Genomic DNA, 16,588 nt, shown 5'->3' on the forward strand with positions numbered 1-16,588 from the left:
GGTTCTCCTGTGAGGTTTCTTAGGTTGAGTTCAATGCGAGGCGGTAAGTACCGGCTCGTGCGTATCGGTGCCTGGGGTATGGGCTGGTGCTGTACCGGCTTTGCGATCCAGCTGGCCGCTCCAGTAGGTGAGCGCCAGGGCGACCAGCACCACCAGCGAGCCGATCCAGGCGGTATGGATGAGACCCATGGAAGCGACGATATGTCCGCCGAGCCATGCGCCCCCGGCGATGCCAAGGTTGAAGGCGGCGATGTTCAGGCCCGAGGCGACGTCCACGGCGTTCGGTGTGTAGTGCTCGGCCTGGCGCACCACGTAGACCTGCAAACCGGGCACGTTGCCGAAGGCCACGGCGCCCCAGAGCAGTATGGTGGCCAGCGCCAGCCAGGGATTGCCGGCGGTGAAGGTGAGGGCGAACAGCACGACCGCCAGGAGCGTGAAGATCAGTTTGAGCGCGCTGATCGGCCCGCGGCGGTCGGCCAGTTTGCCGCCCCATATGTTGCCCACGGCCACCGAGACACCATAGACGAGCAGAACCAGACTCACCGCGCCTTCGCCAAAGCCGCTGATCTCTTGCAGGATCGGCGCGAGAAAGGTGAACGCGATAAAGGTACCGCCGTAGCCGACCGCGGTCATGGCGTAGACCAGGAGCAGGCGCGGCTGCTTCAGTACGGCCAGCTGCTGGACGAGTGAGGCGGGTTTGCTGTGCTGGATGTCGCGCGGCACGAAGAGCAGGCTGCCGATAAAGGCTATCACCCCGAGCAGGGATACGGCGAGAAAGGTTTCCCGCCAGCCGAACTGCTGACCGATGAAGGTACCGAGCGGTACGCCGGTCACGAGGGCGACGGTGAGCCCGGTGAACATGATCGCGATGGCGCTCGCGGCTTTTTCTTTCGAAACCAGGCTGGTGGCGATGGTCGAGCCGATGGAGAAGAACACGCCGTGGGCGAGGCCGGTGACGATGCGCGCCAGGATCAACGACTCGTACCCCGGCGCCTGCCAGGCCAGCAGGTTGCCGGCGGTGAACAAGACCATCAACGACAGCAGCAACAACTTGCGCGGGACCTTGCCGGTCAGTGCGGTGAGCAGCGGGGCGCCGATCGCGACGCCCAGGGCGTAAAGGCTGACCAGCAGCCCGGCCGAGGGCAGGCTGACACCGAGATCGCCGGCAATGGTGGGGATCAGGCCGACGATGACGAACTCCGTCGTGCCGATGGCGAATGCGCTGAGGGTCAGCGCGAGCAAAGCGATGGGCATGGGATGAAACTCCGGTTGGATTGCATGGCGCGCAGTGTCTACCGCAGACTCATGCGGAAAAACCGGGGCTCAGGCCAAACATAATTGACTGCGAGTCACAGATGAAAACCACGCTCGACGAGTTGCAGGCGTTCACGGCCGTCATCGATACCGGCTCCATCTCCAGCGCGGCCATGCAGCTGGGGCAGACCGCCTCGGGTGTCAGCCGTGCGCTGAGCCGGCTGGAAGCCAAGCTCGCCACCACGCTGTTGCGCCGCACGACCCGGCGCCTGGAGCTGACGGAGGAGGGCGCGGCCTATCTGATTCAGGCCAGGCGGATTCTTGATGCGGTAGAGGAAGCCGAGGAGCAGATGTCGCGTCGTTTGCAGCGTCCGGCGGGAAGGCTGCGGGTCAATGCTTCGGCACCCTTCATGCTGCATGTGCTGGTGCCGCTGACAGGTGGGTTCCGCGAGCGCTATCCGGACATCGAGCTGGAACTGAATAGCAGCGATCAGATCATCGATCTGCTCGAGCATCGCACCGACCTGGCGCTGCGCCACGGTCCGCTGCGGGATTCCACCTTGCATGCGCGGCCGCTGGGGCGTAGTCGTTTGCGTGCAGTGGCGAGTCCCACGTATCTGGCAGCCCGGGGTGCGCCGCAGCAGGTAGAGGATTTGGCTGCGCATAGCCTGATCGGCTTCACCCAGCCGGAAAGTCTCAATCACTGGCCGCTGCGTCATCCGCTCGGCGAGACCTGGTCCATCGTGCCGAGCTTGTGGGCATCGAGCGGCGAGACCGTGAGGCAGCTGGCGCTGGCCGGCCAAGGCATCGCTTGCTTATCTGACTTCATGACCGCGCGCGATCGCGCCGAGGGCGCACTGGTCGAAGTGCTGGCCGAGGCGAATGTCAGGGTGCTGCAGCCGATCCACGCGGTGTACTACCGCAATACCGCGCTCGCTGCGCGCATCACCTGTTTTCTCGATTACCTCAGCGAGTGCCTGGCGGAGCAGGCCTGGACGCGTCACGGATGACCGGTTCGAACGATGCAGATCAGTGCCTGCCTAACTTTGCAGGCATACCTGCGAGGAGACCCTCATGCTCAGCACAGCCTTTCCAAGCGATCCGCCGCTGCATCCGTGGTTGGCGGACGAGTCGCCTCTGAACGATCTCGATGACGCCGAGAGCGATACTGAACTAGACGACGGCGACACCTTGCCCGACGAGGTGCTCGAACAGCTGGAGAAAGAGCCGCCGCCACCCGACCCGATGCCCGAGCCAGGGGTGATGTAGCTGCGGTTGTCTTCTGGCGATGCGTCGGGTTGCAACGTGGCTTGAGCGCTGGCCAGTCTCAGAGGATTCATCGGTAGGTCGACCACACTGCTAGCGCCTAGGTCTGCGCGGAATATGCTGAGCGTGCCCATGCGTCTGCATGGGCGCCCTACCTTTGAGAGTCTTGCCTCCGACCGGGCGGGCTACTCGTCCGACCGGTGACAGTCCCTACTATGGCGCTCCAGCAACCGCTCCGCTGTACTCGAAAAGCAGAACGACGGTATCGCAAGCGTCGAATGCAGCGTGATCGAGGCGCTGAAAACATGAGCGCCGGCGAATTCGAGCTAGAACACAGTCAGAGAAGTACGCTGCGCATCCAGGCGTGTCCTCCTTTTCTCCAGAGACGAAGTGCATGAGCAGGCGACTGTTGGTTGGAGTATTGCTGATTGGCCTGCATGTGTTCGTTGGCGTCACGCTGATTCCGGATCTCCCGTTCGGGCTGCTCGGCAGCGTTCTGGCTTGGGTATACCTCGCACTGTCTGCTGTGCTGATGCGCTACGGCGTGCTGGTGCGAGGGGCTGGCAACACGTTGCTGGCGTGGTCCGGATTGCTGGCGATGGGGATATTTTCCAGCCTGTCGATATTTTCACTGCTGCGCGCGTTTACGTTGGCACTGGCATCGCTGCTGGGTTGGGAGTCGTCGGGCTTAGCGCAGGGCTCGGCGCTTGGCGTCATCGCTGCGGTGGCGGTCGTGACGCTGTTCGGATTGCTCAACGCACGGCGAACGGCTCGGGTAGTCGAGCGCGGCATCTCTTTGCGGAACCTGCCTGCCGCGCTGGAAGGGTTCAGCATCGTGCAGCTCAGCGACATCCACGTGGGCCCGACGATCAAGCAGGGCTATATCGATGCGATCGTAAAGCGAGTCAATGGACTCTCGCCTGATCTCATCGTGATCACCGGCGACCTGGTGGACGGCAGCGTTGCCGACCTGGCTGAAGATATCGCACCGCTGGCGCAGCTAAGCGCTCGGCACGGTGTGTACGTGGTGACAGGCAATCACGAGTATTACTCAGGCGCGGACAGCTGGATCTCTGAGTTCGAGCGGCTGGGAATGGTGGTGCTGCTCAATCGCCACGTCCAAATCGAACACGGCGGCGCCCGGCTGGTGCTGGCGGGTATCGCTGACTATTCGGCTGAACTGTTCAGGCCCAGCCATCGCAGCGATCCGATTGCGGCATTCGCTGGCGCCCCGAACGACATACCGCGCATTCTGCTGGCGCATCAGCCGCGTTCGGCGAAGGCCGCGCTGGAGGCGGGCTGCGATCTGCAGCTGTCCGGTCATACGCACGGCGGGCAATTCTGGCCCTGGATGCACTTCGTGCAGTGGCAGCAGCCCTGGGTGGCAGGGCTACAGCGTGTCGGCGAGATGCAGGTCTACATCAGTCGCGGCACCGGCTACTGGGGGCCGCCACTGCGCTTCGGGGCCCCTTCGGAAATCACCCGGATTCGTCTGGTGAGAGCCGACGACTAGGCGTCGCTGACTAACTCGCCAACAGCTCGCGGCGCAGCATGACGTAGTCCTGGCCTTCCAGTTGTCCACGGCGCAGCGGATTGCGCGTGCAGTGCGCGGCGAAGCCCGCATCGACGAAACGGTACGGTAGATGCTCGTCGCGACCGGCCGGGATGCCCAGCCGCGTGGTCTGGATGATGTCGGGACGCGCACCGATGTCGTCCACGCGCAGCCGGGCAGGGTCCATGCGCTGGGTGTTCCACTCCGTGACGGTCAAGCCCAATGCCTTGCACAACAGGGTCTGGCCGGAACAAAGGCGGGTCAATGGTCGCGGTCCGCCAGCGGCGGCCGGGCTGTTGTTGCGCATTCGGGCAATGGATTCTTCGCATGACAGCGAGTCGACCCAGGGGTAGCCGGCCTTGATGCACACCGCGTTGCCGTCACCCTGCACGCTGAAGTTCAGCGAATCCCCGCCACGCGAGTAATACAGATAGAGATGGCCGGCCGGCATGAACATCGCGCGCCGCGACGGGCTGTAGCCGAGCGAGGAGTGGCTGGCCTTTTCGTCGACGTAATAGGCTTCGGTCTCGATGATGCGAGCCGACAACCACAGCCCATCGACGCAATGGCGAATCACGGTTCCCAACAGATCCTGGGCGACTAGCTGCGCGTCCCGGTCGAAGAAAGCGTCGTCGAGAAACTGTGATGGCGGTTCGGTAAGGCTGTTCATCTGCGCTCCGGCTTCGGCAAGTCTGCCTGTTCCGACCGCATATGCAGGGCGAATATTCCGCGTCTGATGAATGGTTTCCGTGCCGGTCGTCAGACAGATGTCCGGGACAGAGCTATTTTTCGGTGTTTCAGAGCGGGTGGTTCGGCCCTAAAAGCCTCGCGTTAGCGAGGCTTTGGGGTGGTGCAATCAGCGAGTGCCAATCTGGAAGATTCGCTTAGAGATAACGTACTGAGCTAGTGCCGGCCCGGCAGCACCGCGACTGCCGGCGGCAATAAGCTTTAGCGCTGCACTACGCGCGCCGAGTTGGTAGAGCCACTCTGGAGAACGCTGGCACTGTCGCTGGCGCCATACTGCGAAACGTCTGCAAAGTTTGCAGTGCCGGCTTGGCTGACAAGCGCGTAGTTGCCCTCGTTGAATTGCGAGGCCTGGATGATGTTGCTCTCACCGTTCTGCTCCAGATCCAGTTCGTTTACCTCACCCTCTCCAACCTGAACGGTCACGATGCTGTTGTCGTTTCCTGTTGTCACGGCATTCAATACGTTGCCGACCGCGGTCTGCGAGAGGCTGGCCGTGTTGCGATTGCCGGTCTGCACTATGGCGACGCTGCTGTCTCTGCCGGCTTGTGCAAGTTCGATTGCGTTGTCATTGCCGGTCTGGGAAGAAACGGATGTGTTCTGCCGGCCTCCTTGGCTCGCTACGACTTCGTTGCGGTCGCCATTCTGCTCGCTCGAGAAATTCATCAAGATATCGGATTGGGTGACCGTCGCGCTGTTGTAGTTGCCAGTGCCTTCAATCTCGGCTTTCGAGGCGATGGCAGAGGACTGAACCACTGTCGCCGAATTGCCAATGCCAAAGGACAAAATCGTGGCATCAGAGACATTGCCGAAGTCCTGCCTCACGCTGGCAATGTTCGCAGTGCCATCCTGCCAAACATAGGCCGTGTCGCCTAAGGCATCGTTTTGGAGGGTATTGCTGACATTGTCGTTACCGTACTGTTGGCTGGTAGATTTTGCTTCGCCGAATGATTGGCTCGCGGTAGTAGAATTCCCGTCGCCTACTTGCAGCTGGTAGAGCTCTGCTCCGACGGAGTCCGACTGGGTACCCTCCGCAGAGTTCGAGCTGCCATGTTGGCCTTGTGAAATGACACTGCCGGTTGAATTGGTCTGAGTGGCGTTCGCGACATTCCCAGAACCAACGGCCTGGTGCTGCAGGATCATGTTGCCTGAGGCGAGGCCCGCTACGATGTTGTCCGATTGACGCGCTTCGCTGTAGTTAGCGCTGCCTTGCTGGTATTGATTGATCGAGTCGCCTATACCACTTAGCTGGACGGCAACCGCTTCGTTGGACACGCCGCGCTGGGTGATTGAGGTTGTGTTATCGATACCACCTGTCTGTGTGACAGTGGCTATCAGCGAGACGCCGGACTGATCAACGTCGGCCGAGTTTTGAGCTGCGAATGCCGGTGAGGACATTGCAGCAATCACAGCAAGGGCAAGCGGCTTCAGGGTGCGCATGATGTAGCTCCGATTAGGTGTGCTTCTGCTTACGGAAATCAGTCCTGACTGATTACGACTGTGTCGGACTTTGAAGAACCATAGCCCTATTTCCCGTCCCCACCTGGTCGACCTCGATGGCCCCATCGGAGCTGCCCTGATCCGGTCTTGGGTGTTCTTTGATCCAGATTCGGTAATGACCGTACTGTTGCGCTTAATGCGGTCACGGAGAGTGGTGACGCGTGTCCTTGGTGCGGCTGACATGACAGACCTCTGAGTATCATTGCCTGGCGGAGCCGGCACAGCCTCTGCCATGCGCTGGGGCTGGTCTGTCTCAGCATTGAAAGCCATCTGAGGCAAATGCTGCGGGCGACAGGCAGGAGCGCAAGAAGGGCTGTGAAAAGCCCCGGTTCATTCCTCGCCTAATCTGTCCTGGGCACGCACTTGTTTTATCTCAGTCGTGTCGCACCATCATGCTCGCGCATACGCAGCCAGGCGTATCCCCTATTCGATTGAAAAGAGGGACTAACGCCGTGGGAGCATCGGGACGAGCGCGCCTCGCTGGCCAGCCTCACTGGTCGTGCTCCGGCAACGAGGGCAAATGCAAATTCCATTTCGTGAGCAAGTGATTCGGGTAGTTTTTGAACAAAAAAAGGCCGCGTTAATGCGCGGCCTTTTTTATTGTTTCGTTACCTTCAGGAGTTTCACGAAGCTTGCTGAAGTTACTGCTTCGGCTTAGACGTTGAAGCGGAAGTGCATCACGTCACCATCCTTGATGATGTACTCCTTGCCTTCCAGGCGCCATTTGCCAGCTTCCTTGGCGCCAGCTTCGCCCTTGTATTGGATGAAGTCGTTATAGGCGACTACTTCAGCACGGATGAAGCCCTTTTCGAAATCGGTGTGAATGACACCTGCGCCCTGGGGCGCGGTAGCGCCGACCTTTACGGTCCAGGCGCGAACTTCCTTCACGCCAGCGGTGAAGTATGTCTGCAGGTTAAGCAGTTCGTAGCCGGCGCGGATCACGCGATTCAAGCCCGGCTCTTCGAGGCCGAGGGATTCGAGGAACATGTCCTTTTCCTCGCCATCGTCCAGTTCGGCGATTTCCGCTTCGATCTTGTTGCACACTGGCACCACGACGGCGCCTTCTTCGGCGGCAATGGCGTTGACCACGTCCAGGTGCGGGTTGTTCTCGAAGCCGTCTTCGGCAACGTTGGCGATGTACATCACCGGCTTGCTGGTCAGCAAGTGAAAGCCTTTGGCCAGTTGTATCTCATCGTCACCCAGCTTCTTCAGCAGCGTGCGAGCCGGCTTGCCTTCGGTGAAGTGGGGAATGAGTTTTTCCAACAATGCCTTTTGCGCCACGGCTTCCTTGTCGCCGCCCTTGGCGTTGCGGGTGACGCGCTGCAGCTGCTTCTCGCAGCTATCGAGGTCGGCGAAGATCAGCTCGAGCTCAATGATTTCGATGTCGCGCTTGGGATCGACCGAATTGGAAACGTGGATGACATTGTCATCTTCGAAGCAACGCACCACGTGGGCGATGGCATCGGTCTCGCGGATGTTGGCCAGAAACTTGTTGCCCAGACCTTCGCCCTTGGAAGCGCCTTCGACGAGGCCGGCGATATCGACGAACTCCATGGTCGTCGGCAATATCCGTTCCGGCTTGACGATATCGGCCAGGGCCTGCAAGCGCGGATCGGGCATCGGTACGATGCCGCTGTTCGGCTCGATGGTGCAGAAAGGGAAGTTTTCCGCAGCGATGCCGGATTTGGTCAGTGCGTTGAACAGGGTGGACTTGCCGACGTTGGGCAGGCCGACGATGCCGCAATTGAATCCCATGGTGTCTTTGCCTCGGTGTGGCTGGCAGCTGGAAAGCTACCGGCGTTGCCAAACTGCTTTAACGGCGTCGGGATGCGCTGTGATGCAAGCGTCCTGTCCAGCCGTCGCCTTGTCGTGTGTGCTTGCGCCTCAGGCTTTCTGGCTATGCAGCTTCTGCATCGCCCGCGTCCAGTCACCTGCAAGGATCTCGGGCAGCACGTCGAAACTGAAATCGATACTGGCGTCCAGCTTTTCGCGCTCGGCCTGAGGCGCTCGCCCCAATACGTAGCCCGTCACCAGGCTACTGTGCCCGGGATGGCCGATGCCCAGACGCAGGCGGTAGAAATTGTTCTGGTTGCCGAGCTTGGCGATGATGTCGCGAAGCCCGTTGTGCCCGCCATGGCCGCCGCCCTGTTTGAGCTTGGCGACGCCGGGGGGCATGTCGAGTTCATCATGGGCAACCAGGATGGCCTCGGGGGGAATTCGGAAAAATCCGGCCAGTGCCGCCACCGCCTGACCGCTGCGGTTCATATAGGTGGTGGGAATCAACAGGCGGATATCTTCGTCCTGATGGCGAAACTTGCCGACCAGCCCGAAGTATTTGCGATCGACGCTGAGGTTGACGCCCTTGTGGGCGGCCAGACGCTCAACGAAAAGGGCCCCTGCGTTATGCCGGGTCTGGTCGTACTCAGGGCCTGGATTACCCAGGCCAACGATCAGTTTAACGGCGGTCACGGCAGAGGCCCTTCCTCAGGTGATGACGAGTGGATTACTCGGCAGCGCCTTCTTCTTTCGGTGCGTCTTCCTTGCTCACGCGCGGAGCGTGAACGTTGGCGACCGGCAGATCGCTGCCATGTGCCAGAGCGACCAGTTCAATGCCTTTCGGCAGCGTAAGGTCGGTCATGTGCAGAACCTGGCCCACTTCGACCTTGGCCATGTCGACCTCGATGAACTCCGGCAGATCCTGCGGCATGCAGGAGACTTCAACTTCGTTGAGGTTGTGCAGGATTTCGCCACCCTGCTGCTTCACGCCAACCGAGGTTTCCTGGTTGATGAAGTGCAGAGGAACGATAGCGGTCAGCTTCTGGCCAGCGACAACGCGAACGAAGTCAGCGTGCAGAACGAAGCCCTTGGCCGGATGACGCTGCAGCGCCTTGATCAGAACGGATTCGTTCTGGCCATCGACGTCCAGGGTCAGCACGTGGCTGAAGGAAGCTTCGTTTTCCAGCATCTTGGCCAGGTCTTTGGCCAGCAGGCTGATGGATTGCGGAGCCTTGTCGCCACCGTAGATTACGGCTGGGACGAGGTTGGCGTTACGACGCAGGCGGCGGCTCGCACCTTTCCCCAGGTCGGAACGCACTTGGGCATTCAGAGTGAAGTCAGTCATTGTGTTTCTCCAGGATAACAACGCGCCCGAAACACTCGCGACCAGTGCTATCGGGCGGTTGGGCAAAAAGCCCCGCACGCGGCGGGGCACATTTTCGTTCGGCGCGAAGGGCCAAGCTTTCGGCTTAGCGGAACATCGCGCTGATCGATTCAGCATTGCTGATGCGGCGAACCGCCTCAGCCACCATTGGCGCGATGTCCAATTGGCGAATACGGGTACAGGCTTGTGCCGCTGCGGACAGCGGAATGGTATTGGTCACCACCAGTTCGTCGAGTACCGAGCCGTCGATGTTCTCGATGGCGCGACCGGACAGAATCGGATGCGTGCAATATGCATAGACTTTCGAAGCGCCGTGATTTTTCAAAGCGGTCGCAGCGTGGCACAGGGTGCCGGCGGTATCGACCATGTCGTCGACGAGGATGCAGGTACGGCCTTCGATATCACCGATGATGTGCATCACTTCGGACTGGTTGGCCTTCGGGCGACGCTTGTCGATGATGGCCAGATCCACGCCCAGCGACTTGGCCACGGCGCGAGCACGCACCACACCGCCAATATCGGGGGAAACGATCATCAGGTTCTCGAAGCGCTGAGCCTGGATATCATCGACCAGGACCGGCGAGCCGTAGATGTTGTCTACCGGCATGTCGAAGAAGCCCTGGATTTGATCGGCGTGCAGATCGACAGTAAGGACGCGGTTGACCCCAACCACATCGAGCATGTCGGCCACGACCTTGGCGCTGATCGGTACGCGAGCGGAGCGCGGACGGCGATCCTGGCGGGCGTAACCGAAGTAGGGAATGACTGCCGTGATGCGGGTAGCGGAGGAGCGGCGGAAGGCATCTGCCATCACCACCAATTCCATCAGGTTGTCATTGGTAGGGGCGCAGGTCGGCTGAATCAGAAAGACGTCCTTACCGCGAACGTTCTCGTTGATCTCGACACTGATCTCGCCGTCGGAGAATTTTCCGACGTAGGCGTCACCGAGGGGGATATGCAGCTGACGTACAACACGCCGGGCCAGGTCGGGGTTGGCGTTCCCCGTGAAGACCATCATCTTGGACACGCGCAGTACCTGCCTGAGGGTGGATCCGATGAAACAAAAAGCTGTTCAAAAGGCCAGGCGTTTTGAACAGCTCTCGTGATGTTTGGCAGGGGCGGCTGGATTCGAACCAACGCATGGCAGGATCAAAACCTGCTGCCTTACCGCTTGGCGACGCCCCTGTGGATATAAAACTTGAAGTGTTGCTGCTGCACTAACCCGAAGGTTATGGCAGGGGCGGCTGGATTCGAACCAACGCATGGCAGGATCAAAACCTGCTGCCTTACCGCTTGGCGACGCCCCTGTAACGTACAACCTCTAACTACTTACTTCCTGCGCCAGTTGCGCGAGCCTTCGGTGCAGCATCGAAATGTTGCGGCCTTGAGCTACGAAAGCTGGTAAATCGGCTGGAAGTTGGCGGCAAACTTTATCAGCCTCACCTTTGTTTGGGAAGCTCCCAAACACACAAGCTCCAGTGCCGGTCATTCTTGCTGGAACAAAATTGTTCAACAAGCTCAAAGCGTTACGAACTTCTTGATAACGCTTCTCGACCACCGGCTGACAGTCGTTATGACCGCCCCCTGCAAGAAGGCTGCGAACTGTAATGGCGGGGGTATTGCGTGTCAACTCTGGGTCGGAAAATATTTCCGCTGTACTAACAGAGACTTGCGGGGCGATTACGAGGAACCACGGCTCGCTCAATTCGACCGGTTGCAAGCGCTCGCCAACCCCTTCGGCAAAGGCCGCATAACCCCGCACGAATACCGGCACATCGGCCCCAAGCGACAGGCCGATCTTCGCCAGCTGGTCCTCGCCCAGCTCTGTCTGCCAAAGGTAATCGAGCCCGATAAGCGTGGTTGCCGCATCGGAGCTGCCGCCGCCTATGCCGCCGCCCATGGGCAGGCGCTTGATCAGTTCGATGTCGGCGCCCTGGCTGCATTCGCTGTGGCTCTGCAGCAGGCGGGCGGCACGTACGATCAGGTTGTTTTCATGATCGACGCCCGGCAGCTCGGTGTGCAGTTGGATCTGGCCATCGGCACGAGGCGTGAAGGTCAGTTCGTCGCCGTAATCGAGAAACTGAAACAGCGTCTGCAGCTCGTGGTAGCCATCGGCGCGACGACCGAGGATGTGCAACATCAGATTGAGTTTGGCCGGGGCCGGCAGGGTCAGCCTGTGCATCATTGGCCGAGCTGGCGCGGCTGCCAGTCCTTGACTACCAATGTGATCTGCAGGTCGCGGCCTGCCAGCTTGATGCGCGACGGCAGCGCGTAGCCGCCTTCTTCGCTGTAGCCGAGATACTGGATGTCCCAGCCGTCCTGCTGCAGGTTGGCGAGGCGGCCGTTGGCGTCCAGCGCGATACGGCTGCGGCTGTCCGGCGCGGGGAGTCCGCGCACCCACCAGAGCAGGCTCGATACGGGCAATTGCCAGCCGAGCTGACTTTCCACCAGCGCTTCCGGGGATTCGGCTTCGTAACGGCCCTGGCCCGCGACTTCCAGCGCGACGGCGTCAGGCCGGCCAGTCAGGCGAGTGGCGCCACGCCCCAGTGGGCCGGAGAGACGAATATCGAAATAATCCTGACGCTGCAGCCAGAACAGCGTGCCGCTGCCCGAGTCCTGCGGCGCGCGAATGCCGATCTTGCCGCTGATCTGCCAGCCATCGATTTCACTGACCCGCGCCTTGTGAGTTGTCCAGTCTTCCTTGTTGCCGGGGCCTTCGATCGATTCCTGCGGGCCGAGACCGGCGCAGCCGGCGAGCAACAGCACGAGAGCGGGGATCAGCAGGTTGCGCATCAGCTTCATGGGTCAGGGATTCTCCGAGCCTGTCAGGCGTTTGATAGTTTCACGCAGTATCTGGCTGTCCGGCTGTTGCTTTAGCGCTTCGGCCCAGACGGCCCGCGCTTCACGTTTTTTGCCAGACACCCAGAGCACCTCGCCGAGGTGGGCGGCGACTTCGTGGTCTGGAAAGCGCTCGAGGGCTTTGCGCAACTGGGTTTCCGCTTCCTTCAGGTTGCCCAGGCGATAATTGACCCAGCCGAGGCTGTCGAGAATAGCGGCGTCATCGGGGCTGAGCCGGTAGGCCTGCTCGATGAGGGCGAGGGCTTCCTCGTATCGATCGGTGCGATCGGCAAGGGTGTAGCCCAGCGCGTTGATGGCCATGGCGTTGTCGGGCTCGCGCTCGATGATGAAGCGTAAGTCCTGCTCGAGTTGCGCCAGGTCGCCACGCTTTTCGGCGATCATCGCGCGGGTATAGAGCAGGTTGAGGTCCTCTGGAAACTGCTGCAGCGCTTGCTCGGTAAGTTGCCAGGCCGCGTCGAGGCGCTGTTGGCCGGAGAGTGCTTCGATCTCGATCAGATACAGCTGGATGGCATAGTCGGGCTGTTCGTCGCGGGCGCTGGCCAGCAACCGCGAGGCTTCTTCGTTGCGATCCAGGGCGAACAGCAGCTCCGCCTGCATCAGCTTTGCCGGCAGATACTCATTGCCAGGGCCGACCTTGGAAAAGGCACTTAGCGCCTGCTCGGGCTGGTTCAGCTCGCGATAGGCTCGGCCGAGGTTGAAATGGGCCGCATCGCGGTGACTGCCGCGCGCTATCAGGTCTTCCAGATATACGATCGCTTCGCGCCAGGCTTGTGCTTCAAGGCATACCAGCGCCATGGAAAAACGCAGGTCGTCATCGCCGGGGTGCTGCTGGACCAGCGTGGCGAATTCACCCATGGCCTCGTCGAGGCGATCCTGCTCGACCAGCAGGCGCGCGTAGGTCAGGCGAAGGCGTTTGTCTTCGGGATGCCGGCGCAGACTCTTCTCCAGCAACGGCAGCGCTTCCTTGCCACGTTCGAGGATCTGTAGCAGGCGAGCCTGGAGCAGTATCGACGGCACTTCCTGCTCGCCGGCGGACTGCGCTTCGAGCAATGCGAATGCTTCTTCCGGCCGACCGTCCTGCTGTAGCAGCACCGCTTTGCCGAATTTGAGCTGGGGATTGTCGGGGTGTTTGACCAGTAGCTGGTCGAAACTCTTCAGCAGGCCCGTTCGGGTATCCGGGTCGGTTTCGGCGGCGGACAAGGCGAGGAAGTCGAAGTGGGTATCACCCTGACCCTGCAACACCTTTTCCATATATTCCATCGATTGCTCGTAACGTCCGGCACGTGCCAGCTGCACTGCCGCGGCGCGCTGGGCGTCGAGGTTGTCTGGGGCGTTGCTCGCCCAGATCATCGCCGTGTCCAGCGCGGCCTGCTCGGCGCCGAGGTATTCGGCGATGCGGAATCCGCGCTCGGCGACGCCCGCATCCTGGGTCGCATTGGCCTGCTGGACGTAATTGCCCAGGGCGATGTCGAAGCGATTGCGTTGGCCCGCCAGTTCAGCCACCAGCAGGGCATAAAGCGTGTCGCTGCTGAACGAGCCATATTCGCCGGCGTCTGGCTCAACGGCTTGCGGAGTGGCCTCCTCGACCGGCGGGCTGCTTTCGGGCGTGCTCTGCATGATGCTTTGGCAGCCACCGAGAAACAGAAGGGCGCTGAGGGCGAGGAGTTTTTTCATAGGGGATTACAAGGCTGGTCTGGGGTCGCGGCATCATGACACAAGCCGTCAGGCAAGCGCACGGGCTGGCATGCGAGGCGAGTAGGAAGGCTCGATAGGTACAGACAATGAAGGGCAATGGTTGTTCTGAGACAGGCGAAGTAGGAGAATCGCGCGCTCCGTTTTCGATCAGCGACCCTGCATGGCTTTCATCGCGCTTGGCATTAATCACAAGACCGCATCGGTGGACGTGCGCGAGCGTGTTGCATTCACGCCTGAACAAACGGTCGAGGCGCTTCAGCAGCTGTGCCGTGTCACGCCGACGCGAGAGGCCGCGATTCTTTCGACCTGTAACCGCAGCGAACTTTACCTAGAGCAGGACCAGGTCGAGGCCGAGGCGGTGCTGGCCTGGCTGGCCAATTATCATCGGCTGAATCTCGAAGATGTCCGGGCCTGTGCCTACGTTCATACCGACGATCAGGCGGTGCGCCACATGATGCGCGTCGCGTCCGGGTTGGACTCGATGGTGCTCGGCGAGCCCCAGATTCTCGGGCAGATGAAGTCGGCCTATGCCGTCGCGCGCGAAGCCGGCAGCGTCGGTCCGCTGCTGGGGCGTCTGTTCCAGGCGACGTTCAGCACCGCCAAGACCGTGCGGACCGATACCGCCATCGGCGAGAGTCCGGTCTCGGTGGCCTTTGCCGCGGTCAGTCTGGCCAAGCAGATCTTCGCCGACCTTCATCGCAGCCAGGCCCTGCTGATCGGTGCTGGCGAGACCATTACGCTGGTCGCTCGTCATCTGCACGAGCAGGGCGTCAAGCGCATCGTGGTTGCCAACCGTACCCTCGAGCGCGCCAGCGTGCTGGCGGAGCAGTTCGGCGCCCATGCGATCCTGCTCGCCGACATCCCGCAGGAGCTCTATAACAGCGACATCGTCATCAGCTCCACCGCCAGCCAATTACCGATTCTGGGCAAGGGCGCCGTGGAGCAGGCGCTGAAGAAGCGCAAGCACAAGCCGATGTTCATGGTCGATATCGCCGTGCCCCGCGACATAGAGGCGCAGGTCGGCGAGCTGGACGATGTCTACCTCTATACAGTCGATGATCTGCATGAGGTGGTGGCGGAGAATCTCAAGAGTCGACAAGGTGCCGCCCAGGCCGCCGAAGAGCTGGTCGCCGCTGGAACCGATGAGTTCATGGGGCGGTTACGGGAGCTGGCTGCGGTAGACGTGCTCAAGTCCTATCGACAGCACGCGGAGCGCATTCGAGATGAAGAGTTAGTTAAGGCCCAGCGGCTGCTGGCCAATGGCGGTACGCCCGAGGATGCGCTGGCCCAGCTGGCGCGAGGGCTGACCAACAAACTGCTGCACGCACCCAGCGTTCAGCTGAAAAAACTTTCTGCCGAAGGGCGAGTGGAGGCACTGAACATCGTTCAGGAACTCTTCGCCTTGCCGGACAGCACGGACAAACCATGAAAGCGTCGCTGCTCAATAAACTCGACATTCTGCAGGACCGCTTCGAAGAGCTGACGGCGTTGCTTGGCGACGCCGAGGTGATCACCGACCAGACGCGGTTTCGTGCCTATTCGCGCGAGTACGCCGAGGTAGAACCGGTCATCGGCACCTATCGGGAATTTCTCAAGCTGCAGTCCGATCTCGAAGGCGCCCAGGCGCTGCTCAAGGATAACGACCCGGATGTGCGCGAGATGGCCGAAGAGGAAGTGGCCGACGCGCGCGCGAAGCTGGAGGAAATTGAAGCCCGCCTGCAGCGCATGCTGCTGCCGAAGGACCCAAAGGACGGGCGCAACGTCTTTCTCGAAATACGCGCCGGTACGGGCGGTGACGAGGCGGCGATCTTCTCGGGCGATCTGTTTCGCATGTATTCCCGCTACGCCGAACGGCAAGGGTGGCGCGTCGAGATCCTCTCAGAAAATCCGGGTGAACACGGCGGCTATAAGGAGGTCATCTCGCGCGTCGAGGGCGACAATGTCTACGCCAAGCTGAAGTTCGAGTCTGGCGCCCACCGCGTCCAGCGCGTCCCGGAAACCGAATCCCAGGGCCGTATCCATACATCGGCCTGTACTGTGGCTGTGCTGCCGGAGCCTGACGAGCAGATTGCCATCGAGATCAACCCGGCCGATCTGCGCGTCGATACCTATCGAGCATCCGGTGCCGGCGGGCAGCACATCAACAAGACCGATTCGGCCGTGCGCATCACCCATATGCCCAGCGGTATCGTCGTCGAGTGCCAGGAAGAGCGCTCGCAGCACAAGAACCGCGCCCGCGCCATGTCCTGGCTGGCGGCCAAGTTGCAAGACGTGCAGGATAGCGCCGCCCACAAGGAAATCTCCGATACCCGCAAGCTGCTAGTTGGCTCCGGTGACCGCTCCGAGCGCATCCGCACCTACAACTTCCCGCAGGGACGCGTGACCGATCACCGCATCAACCTGACCCTGTATTCGCTTGGCGAAGTCATCGGCGGCGCGGTGGAGCAAGTTATCGAACCGCTATTGCAGGAATATCAGGCGGATCAGCTGGCAGCGTTGGGAGATTAACGACGGCGGCAAGCCTCAAGCCATAAGTTGAGTATGTGGCGTGTTGTCGT

The 16,588-nt window shown here is 61.0% G+C and carries 15 protein-coding genes and 2 tRNA genes; 5 read left to right on the forward strand and 12 right to left on the reverse strand.

Annotation, left to right across the window (positions count from 1 at the left end):
• Positions 1–30: 30 nt before the first annotated feature.
• Positions 31–1,254, reverse strand: a complete 1,224-nt coding sequence (locus GYM54_RS18575) for an MFS transporter (protein WP_231752259.1) — start codon at positions 1,252–1,254, stop codon at positions 31–33.
• A 101-nt stretch (positions 1,255–1,355) separates the two neighbouring features.
• Between GYM54_RS18575 and GYM54_RS18580 the strand changes: the two genes are divergently transcribed.
• The 3 genes from GYM54_RS18580 (at position 1,356) to GYM54_RS18590 (ending at position 4,033) form a co-directional block, all read left to right on the forward strand.
• A complete protein-coding gene (locus tag GYM54_RS18580; RefSeq protein ID WP_197446052.1) occupies positions 1,356–2,264 on the forward strand; it encodes a LysR substrate-binding domain-containing protein in 909 nt (302 codons plus the stop codon).
• Between the two features lie 64 nt (positions 2,265–2,328).
• Positions 2,329–2,523 (forward strand): hypothetical protein, encoded by a 195-nt coding sequence (locus tag GYM54_RS18585; protein WP_197446051.1) that lies wholly within the window; start codon positions 2,329–2,331, stop codon positions 2,521–2,523.
• Positions 2,524–2,914: 391 nt separating this feature from the next.
• A complete protein-coding gene (locus GYM54_RS18590; RefSeq protein WP_197446050.1) occupies positions 2,915–4,033 on the forward strand; it encodes a metallophosphoesterase in 1,119 nt (372 codons plus the stop codon).
• Between the two features lie 10 nt (positions 4,034–4,043).
• On the opposite strand, the gene GYM54_RS18595 is transcribed toward GYM54_RS18590, so the two are convergent.
• The 11 genes from GYM54_RS18595 to GYM54_RS18645 form a co-directional block, all read right to left on the reverse strand.
• Positions 4,044–4,742 carry a DNA-3-methyladenine glycosylase gene (locus tag GYM54_RS18595; RefSeq protein ID WP_131650982.1) on the reverse strand — a complete coding sequence of 233 codons (699 nt, stop codon included), beginning with the start codon at positions 4,740–4,742 and terminating at the stop codon, positions 4,044–4,046.
• Between the two features lie 278 nt (positions 4,743–5,020).
• Positions 5,021–6,256, reverse strand: a complete 1,236-nt coding sequence (locus GYM54_RS18600) for a hypothetical protein (protein ID WP_197446049.1) — start codon at positions 6,254–6,256, stop codon at positions 5,021–5,023.
• A 714-nt stretch (positions 6,257–6,970) separates the two neighbouring features.
• Positions 6,971–8,071 (reverse strand): redox-regulated ATPase YchF, encoded by a 1,101-nt coding sequence (ychF, locus tag GYM54_RS18605; protein ID WP_181105354.1) that lies wholly within the window; start codon positions 8,069–8,071, stop codon positions 6,971–6,973.
• Positions 8,072–8,200: 129 nt separating this feature from the next.
• Positions 8,201–8,785 (reverse strand): aminoacyl-tRNA hydrolase, encoded by a 585-nt coding sequence (pth, locus tag GYM54_RS18610; RefSeq protein WP_181105353.1) that lies wholly within the window; start codon positions 8,783–8,785, stop codon positions 8,201–8,203.
• Between the two features lie 34 nt (positions 8,786–8,819).
• Positions 8,820–9,437: a 50S ribosomal protein L25/general stress protein Ctc gene (locus GYM54_RS18615; protein ID WP_181105352.1), complete on the reverse strand. Its 618-nt coding sequence runs from the start codon at positions 9,435–9,437 to the stop codon at positions 8,820–8,822.
• Between the two features lie 124 nt (positions 9,438–9,561).
• Entirely contained in the window at positions 9,562–10,503 is a 942-nt protein-coding gene (locus GYM54_RS18620) for a ribose-phosphate pyrophosphokinase (protein WP_131650986.1), read from the reverse strand.
• An 83-nt stretch (positions 10,504–10,586) separates the two neighbouring features.
• Positions 10,587–10,661, reverse strand: a tRNA-Gln gene (locus GYM54_RS18625).
• A gap of 47 nt (positions 10,662–10,708) precedes the next feature.
• A tRNA-Gln gene (locus GYM54_RS18630) sits at positions 10,709–10,783 on the reverse strand.
• Between the two features lie 14 nt (positions 10,784–10,797).
• Complete coding sequence (ispE, locus tag GYM54_RS18635) at positions 10,798–11,658, reverse strand: 4-(cytidine 5'-diphospho)-2-C-methyl-D-erythritol kinase (RefSeq protein WP_181105371.1); 861 nt, start codon at positions 11,656–11,658, stop codon at positions 10,798–10,800.
• Positions 11,658–12,278, reverse strand: a complete 621-nt coding sequence (gene lolB / locus GYM54_RS18640) for a lipoprotein insertase outer membrane protein LolB (protein WP_181105351.1) — start codon at positions 12,276–12,278, stop codon at positions 11,658–11,660. Before lolB ends, ispE begins: the two co-directional genes overlap by 1 nt.
• Before the next feature lie 3 nt (positions 12,279–12,281).
• Positions 12,282–14,009, reverse strand: a complete 1,728-nt coding sequence (locus tag GYM54_RS18645; RefSeq protein WP_181105350.1) for a tetratricopeptide repeat protein — start codon at positions 14,007–14,009, stop codon at positions 12,282–12,284.
• A 181-nt stretch (positions 14,010–14,190) separates the two neighbouring features.
• Here GYM54_RS18645 and hemA point away from each other — a divergent pair, with 181 nt between their 5' ends.
• On the forward strand, positions 14,191–15,459 hold the full coding sequence (gene hemA / locus GYM54_RS18650) for a glutamyl-tRNA reductase (RefSeq protein WP_197446048.1): 1,269 nt from the start codon (positions 14,191–14,193) through the stop codon (positions 15,457–15,459).
• A complete protein-coding gene (gene prfA, locus GYM54_RS18655) occupies positions 15,456–16,538 on the forward strand; it encodes a peptide chain release factor 1 (protein ID WP_197446047.1) in 1,083 nt (360 codons plus the stop codon). The genes hemA and prfA overlap by 4 nt, the downstream gene beginning before the upstream one ends.
• Positions 16,539–16,588 lie beyond the last annotated feature (50 nt).

The organism is Pseudomonas sp. MTM4 (assembly GCF_019355055.1).
In the GTDB taxonomy this organism is placed as follows: Bacteria; Pseudomonadota; Gammaproteobacteria; order Pseudomonadales; family Pseudomonadaceae; genus Stutzerimonas.

Excerpts from the sequence above, each read along its gene's own strand:
- GYM54_RS18575 (WP_231752259.1), bottom strand. The coding sequence starts at position 1,254 with ATGCCCATCGCTTTGCTCGCGCTGACCCTCAGCGCATTCGCCATCGGC.
- GYM54_RS18580 (WP_197446052.1), top strand. The coding sequence starts at position 1,356 with ATGAAAACCACGCTCGACGAGTTGCAGGCGTTCACGGCCGTCATCGAT.
- GYM54_RS18585 (WP_197446051.1), top strand. The coding sequence starts at position 2,329 with ATGCTCAGCACAGCCTTTCCAAGCGATCCGCCGCTGCATCCGTGGTTG.
- GYM54_RS18590 (WP_197446050.1), top strand. The coding sequence starts at position 2,915 with ATGAGCAGGCGACTGTTGGTTGGAGTATTGCTGATTGGCCTGCATGTG.
- GYM54_RS18595 (WP_131650982.1), bottom strand. The coding sequence starts at position 4,742 with ATGAACAGCCTTACCGAACCGCCATCACAGTTTCTCGACGACGCTTTC.
- GYM54_RS18600 (WP_197446049.1), bottom strand. The coding sequence starts at position 6,256 with ATGCGCACCCTGAAGCCGCTTGCCCTTGCTGTGATTGCTGCAATGTCC.
- ychF (WP_181105354.1), bottom strand. The coding sequence starts at position 8,071 with ATGGGATTCAATTGCGGCATCGTCGGCCTGCCCAACGTCGGCAAGTCC.
- GYM54_RS18615 (WP_181105352.1), bottom strand. The coding sequence starts at position 9,437 with ATGACTGACTTCACTCTGAATGCCCAAGTGCGTTCCGACCTGGGGAAA.
- ispE (WP_181105371.1), bottom strand. The coding sequence starts at position 11,658 with ATGCACAGGCTGACCCTGCCGGCCCCGGCCAAACTCAATCTGATGTTG.
- lolB (WP_181105351.1), bottom strand. The coding sequence starts at position 12,278 with ATGAAGCTGATGCGCAACCTGCTGATCCCCGCTCTCGTGCTGTTGCTC.
- GYM54_RS18645 (WP_181105350.1), bottom strand. The coding sequence starts at position 14,009 with ATGAAAAAACTCCTCGCCCTCAGCGCCCTTCTGTTTCTCGGTGGCTGC.
- hemA (WP_197446048.1), top strand. The coding sequence starts at position 14,191 with ATGGCTTTCATCGCGCTTGGCATTAATCACAAGACCGCATCGGTGGAC.
- prfA (WP_197446047.1), top strand. The coding sequence starts at position 15,456 with ATGAAAGCGTCGCTGCTCAATAAACTCGACATTCTGCAGGACCGCTTC.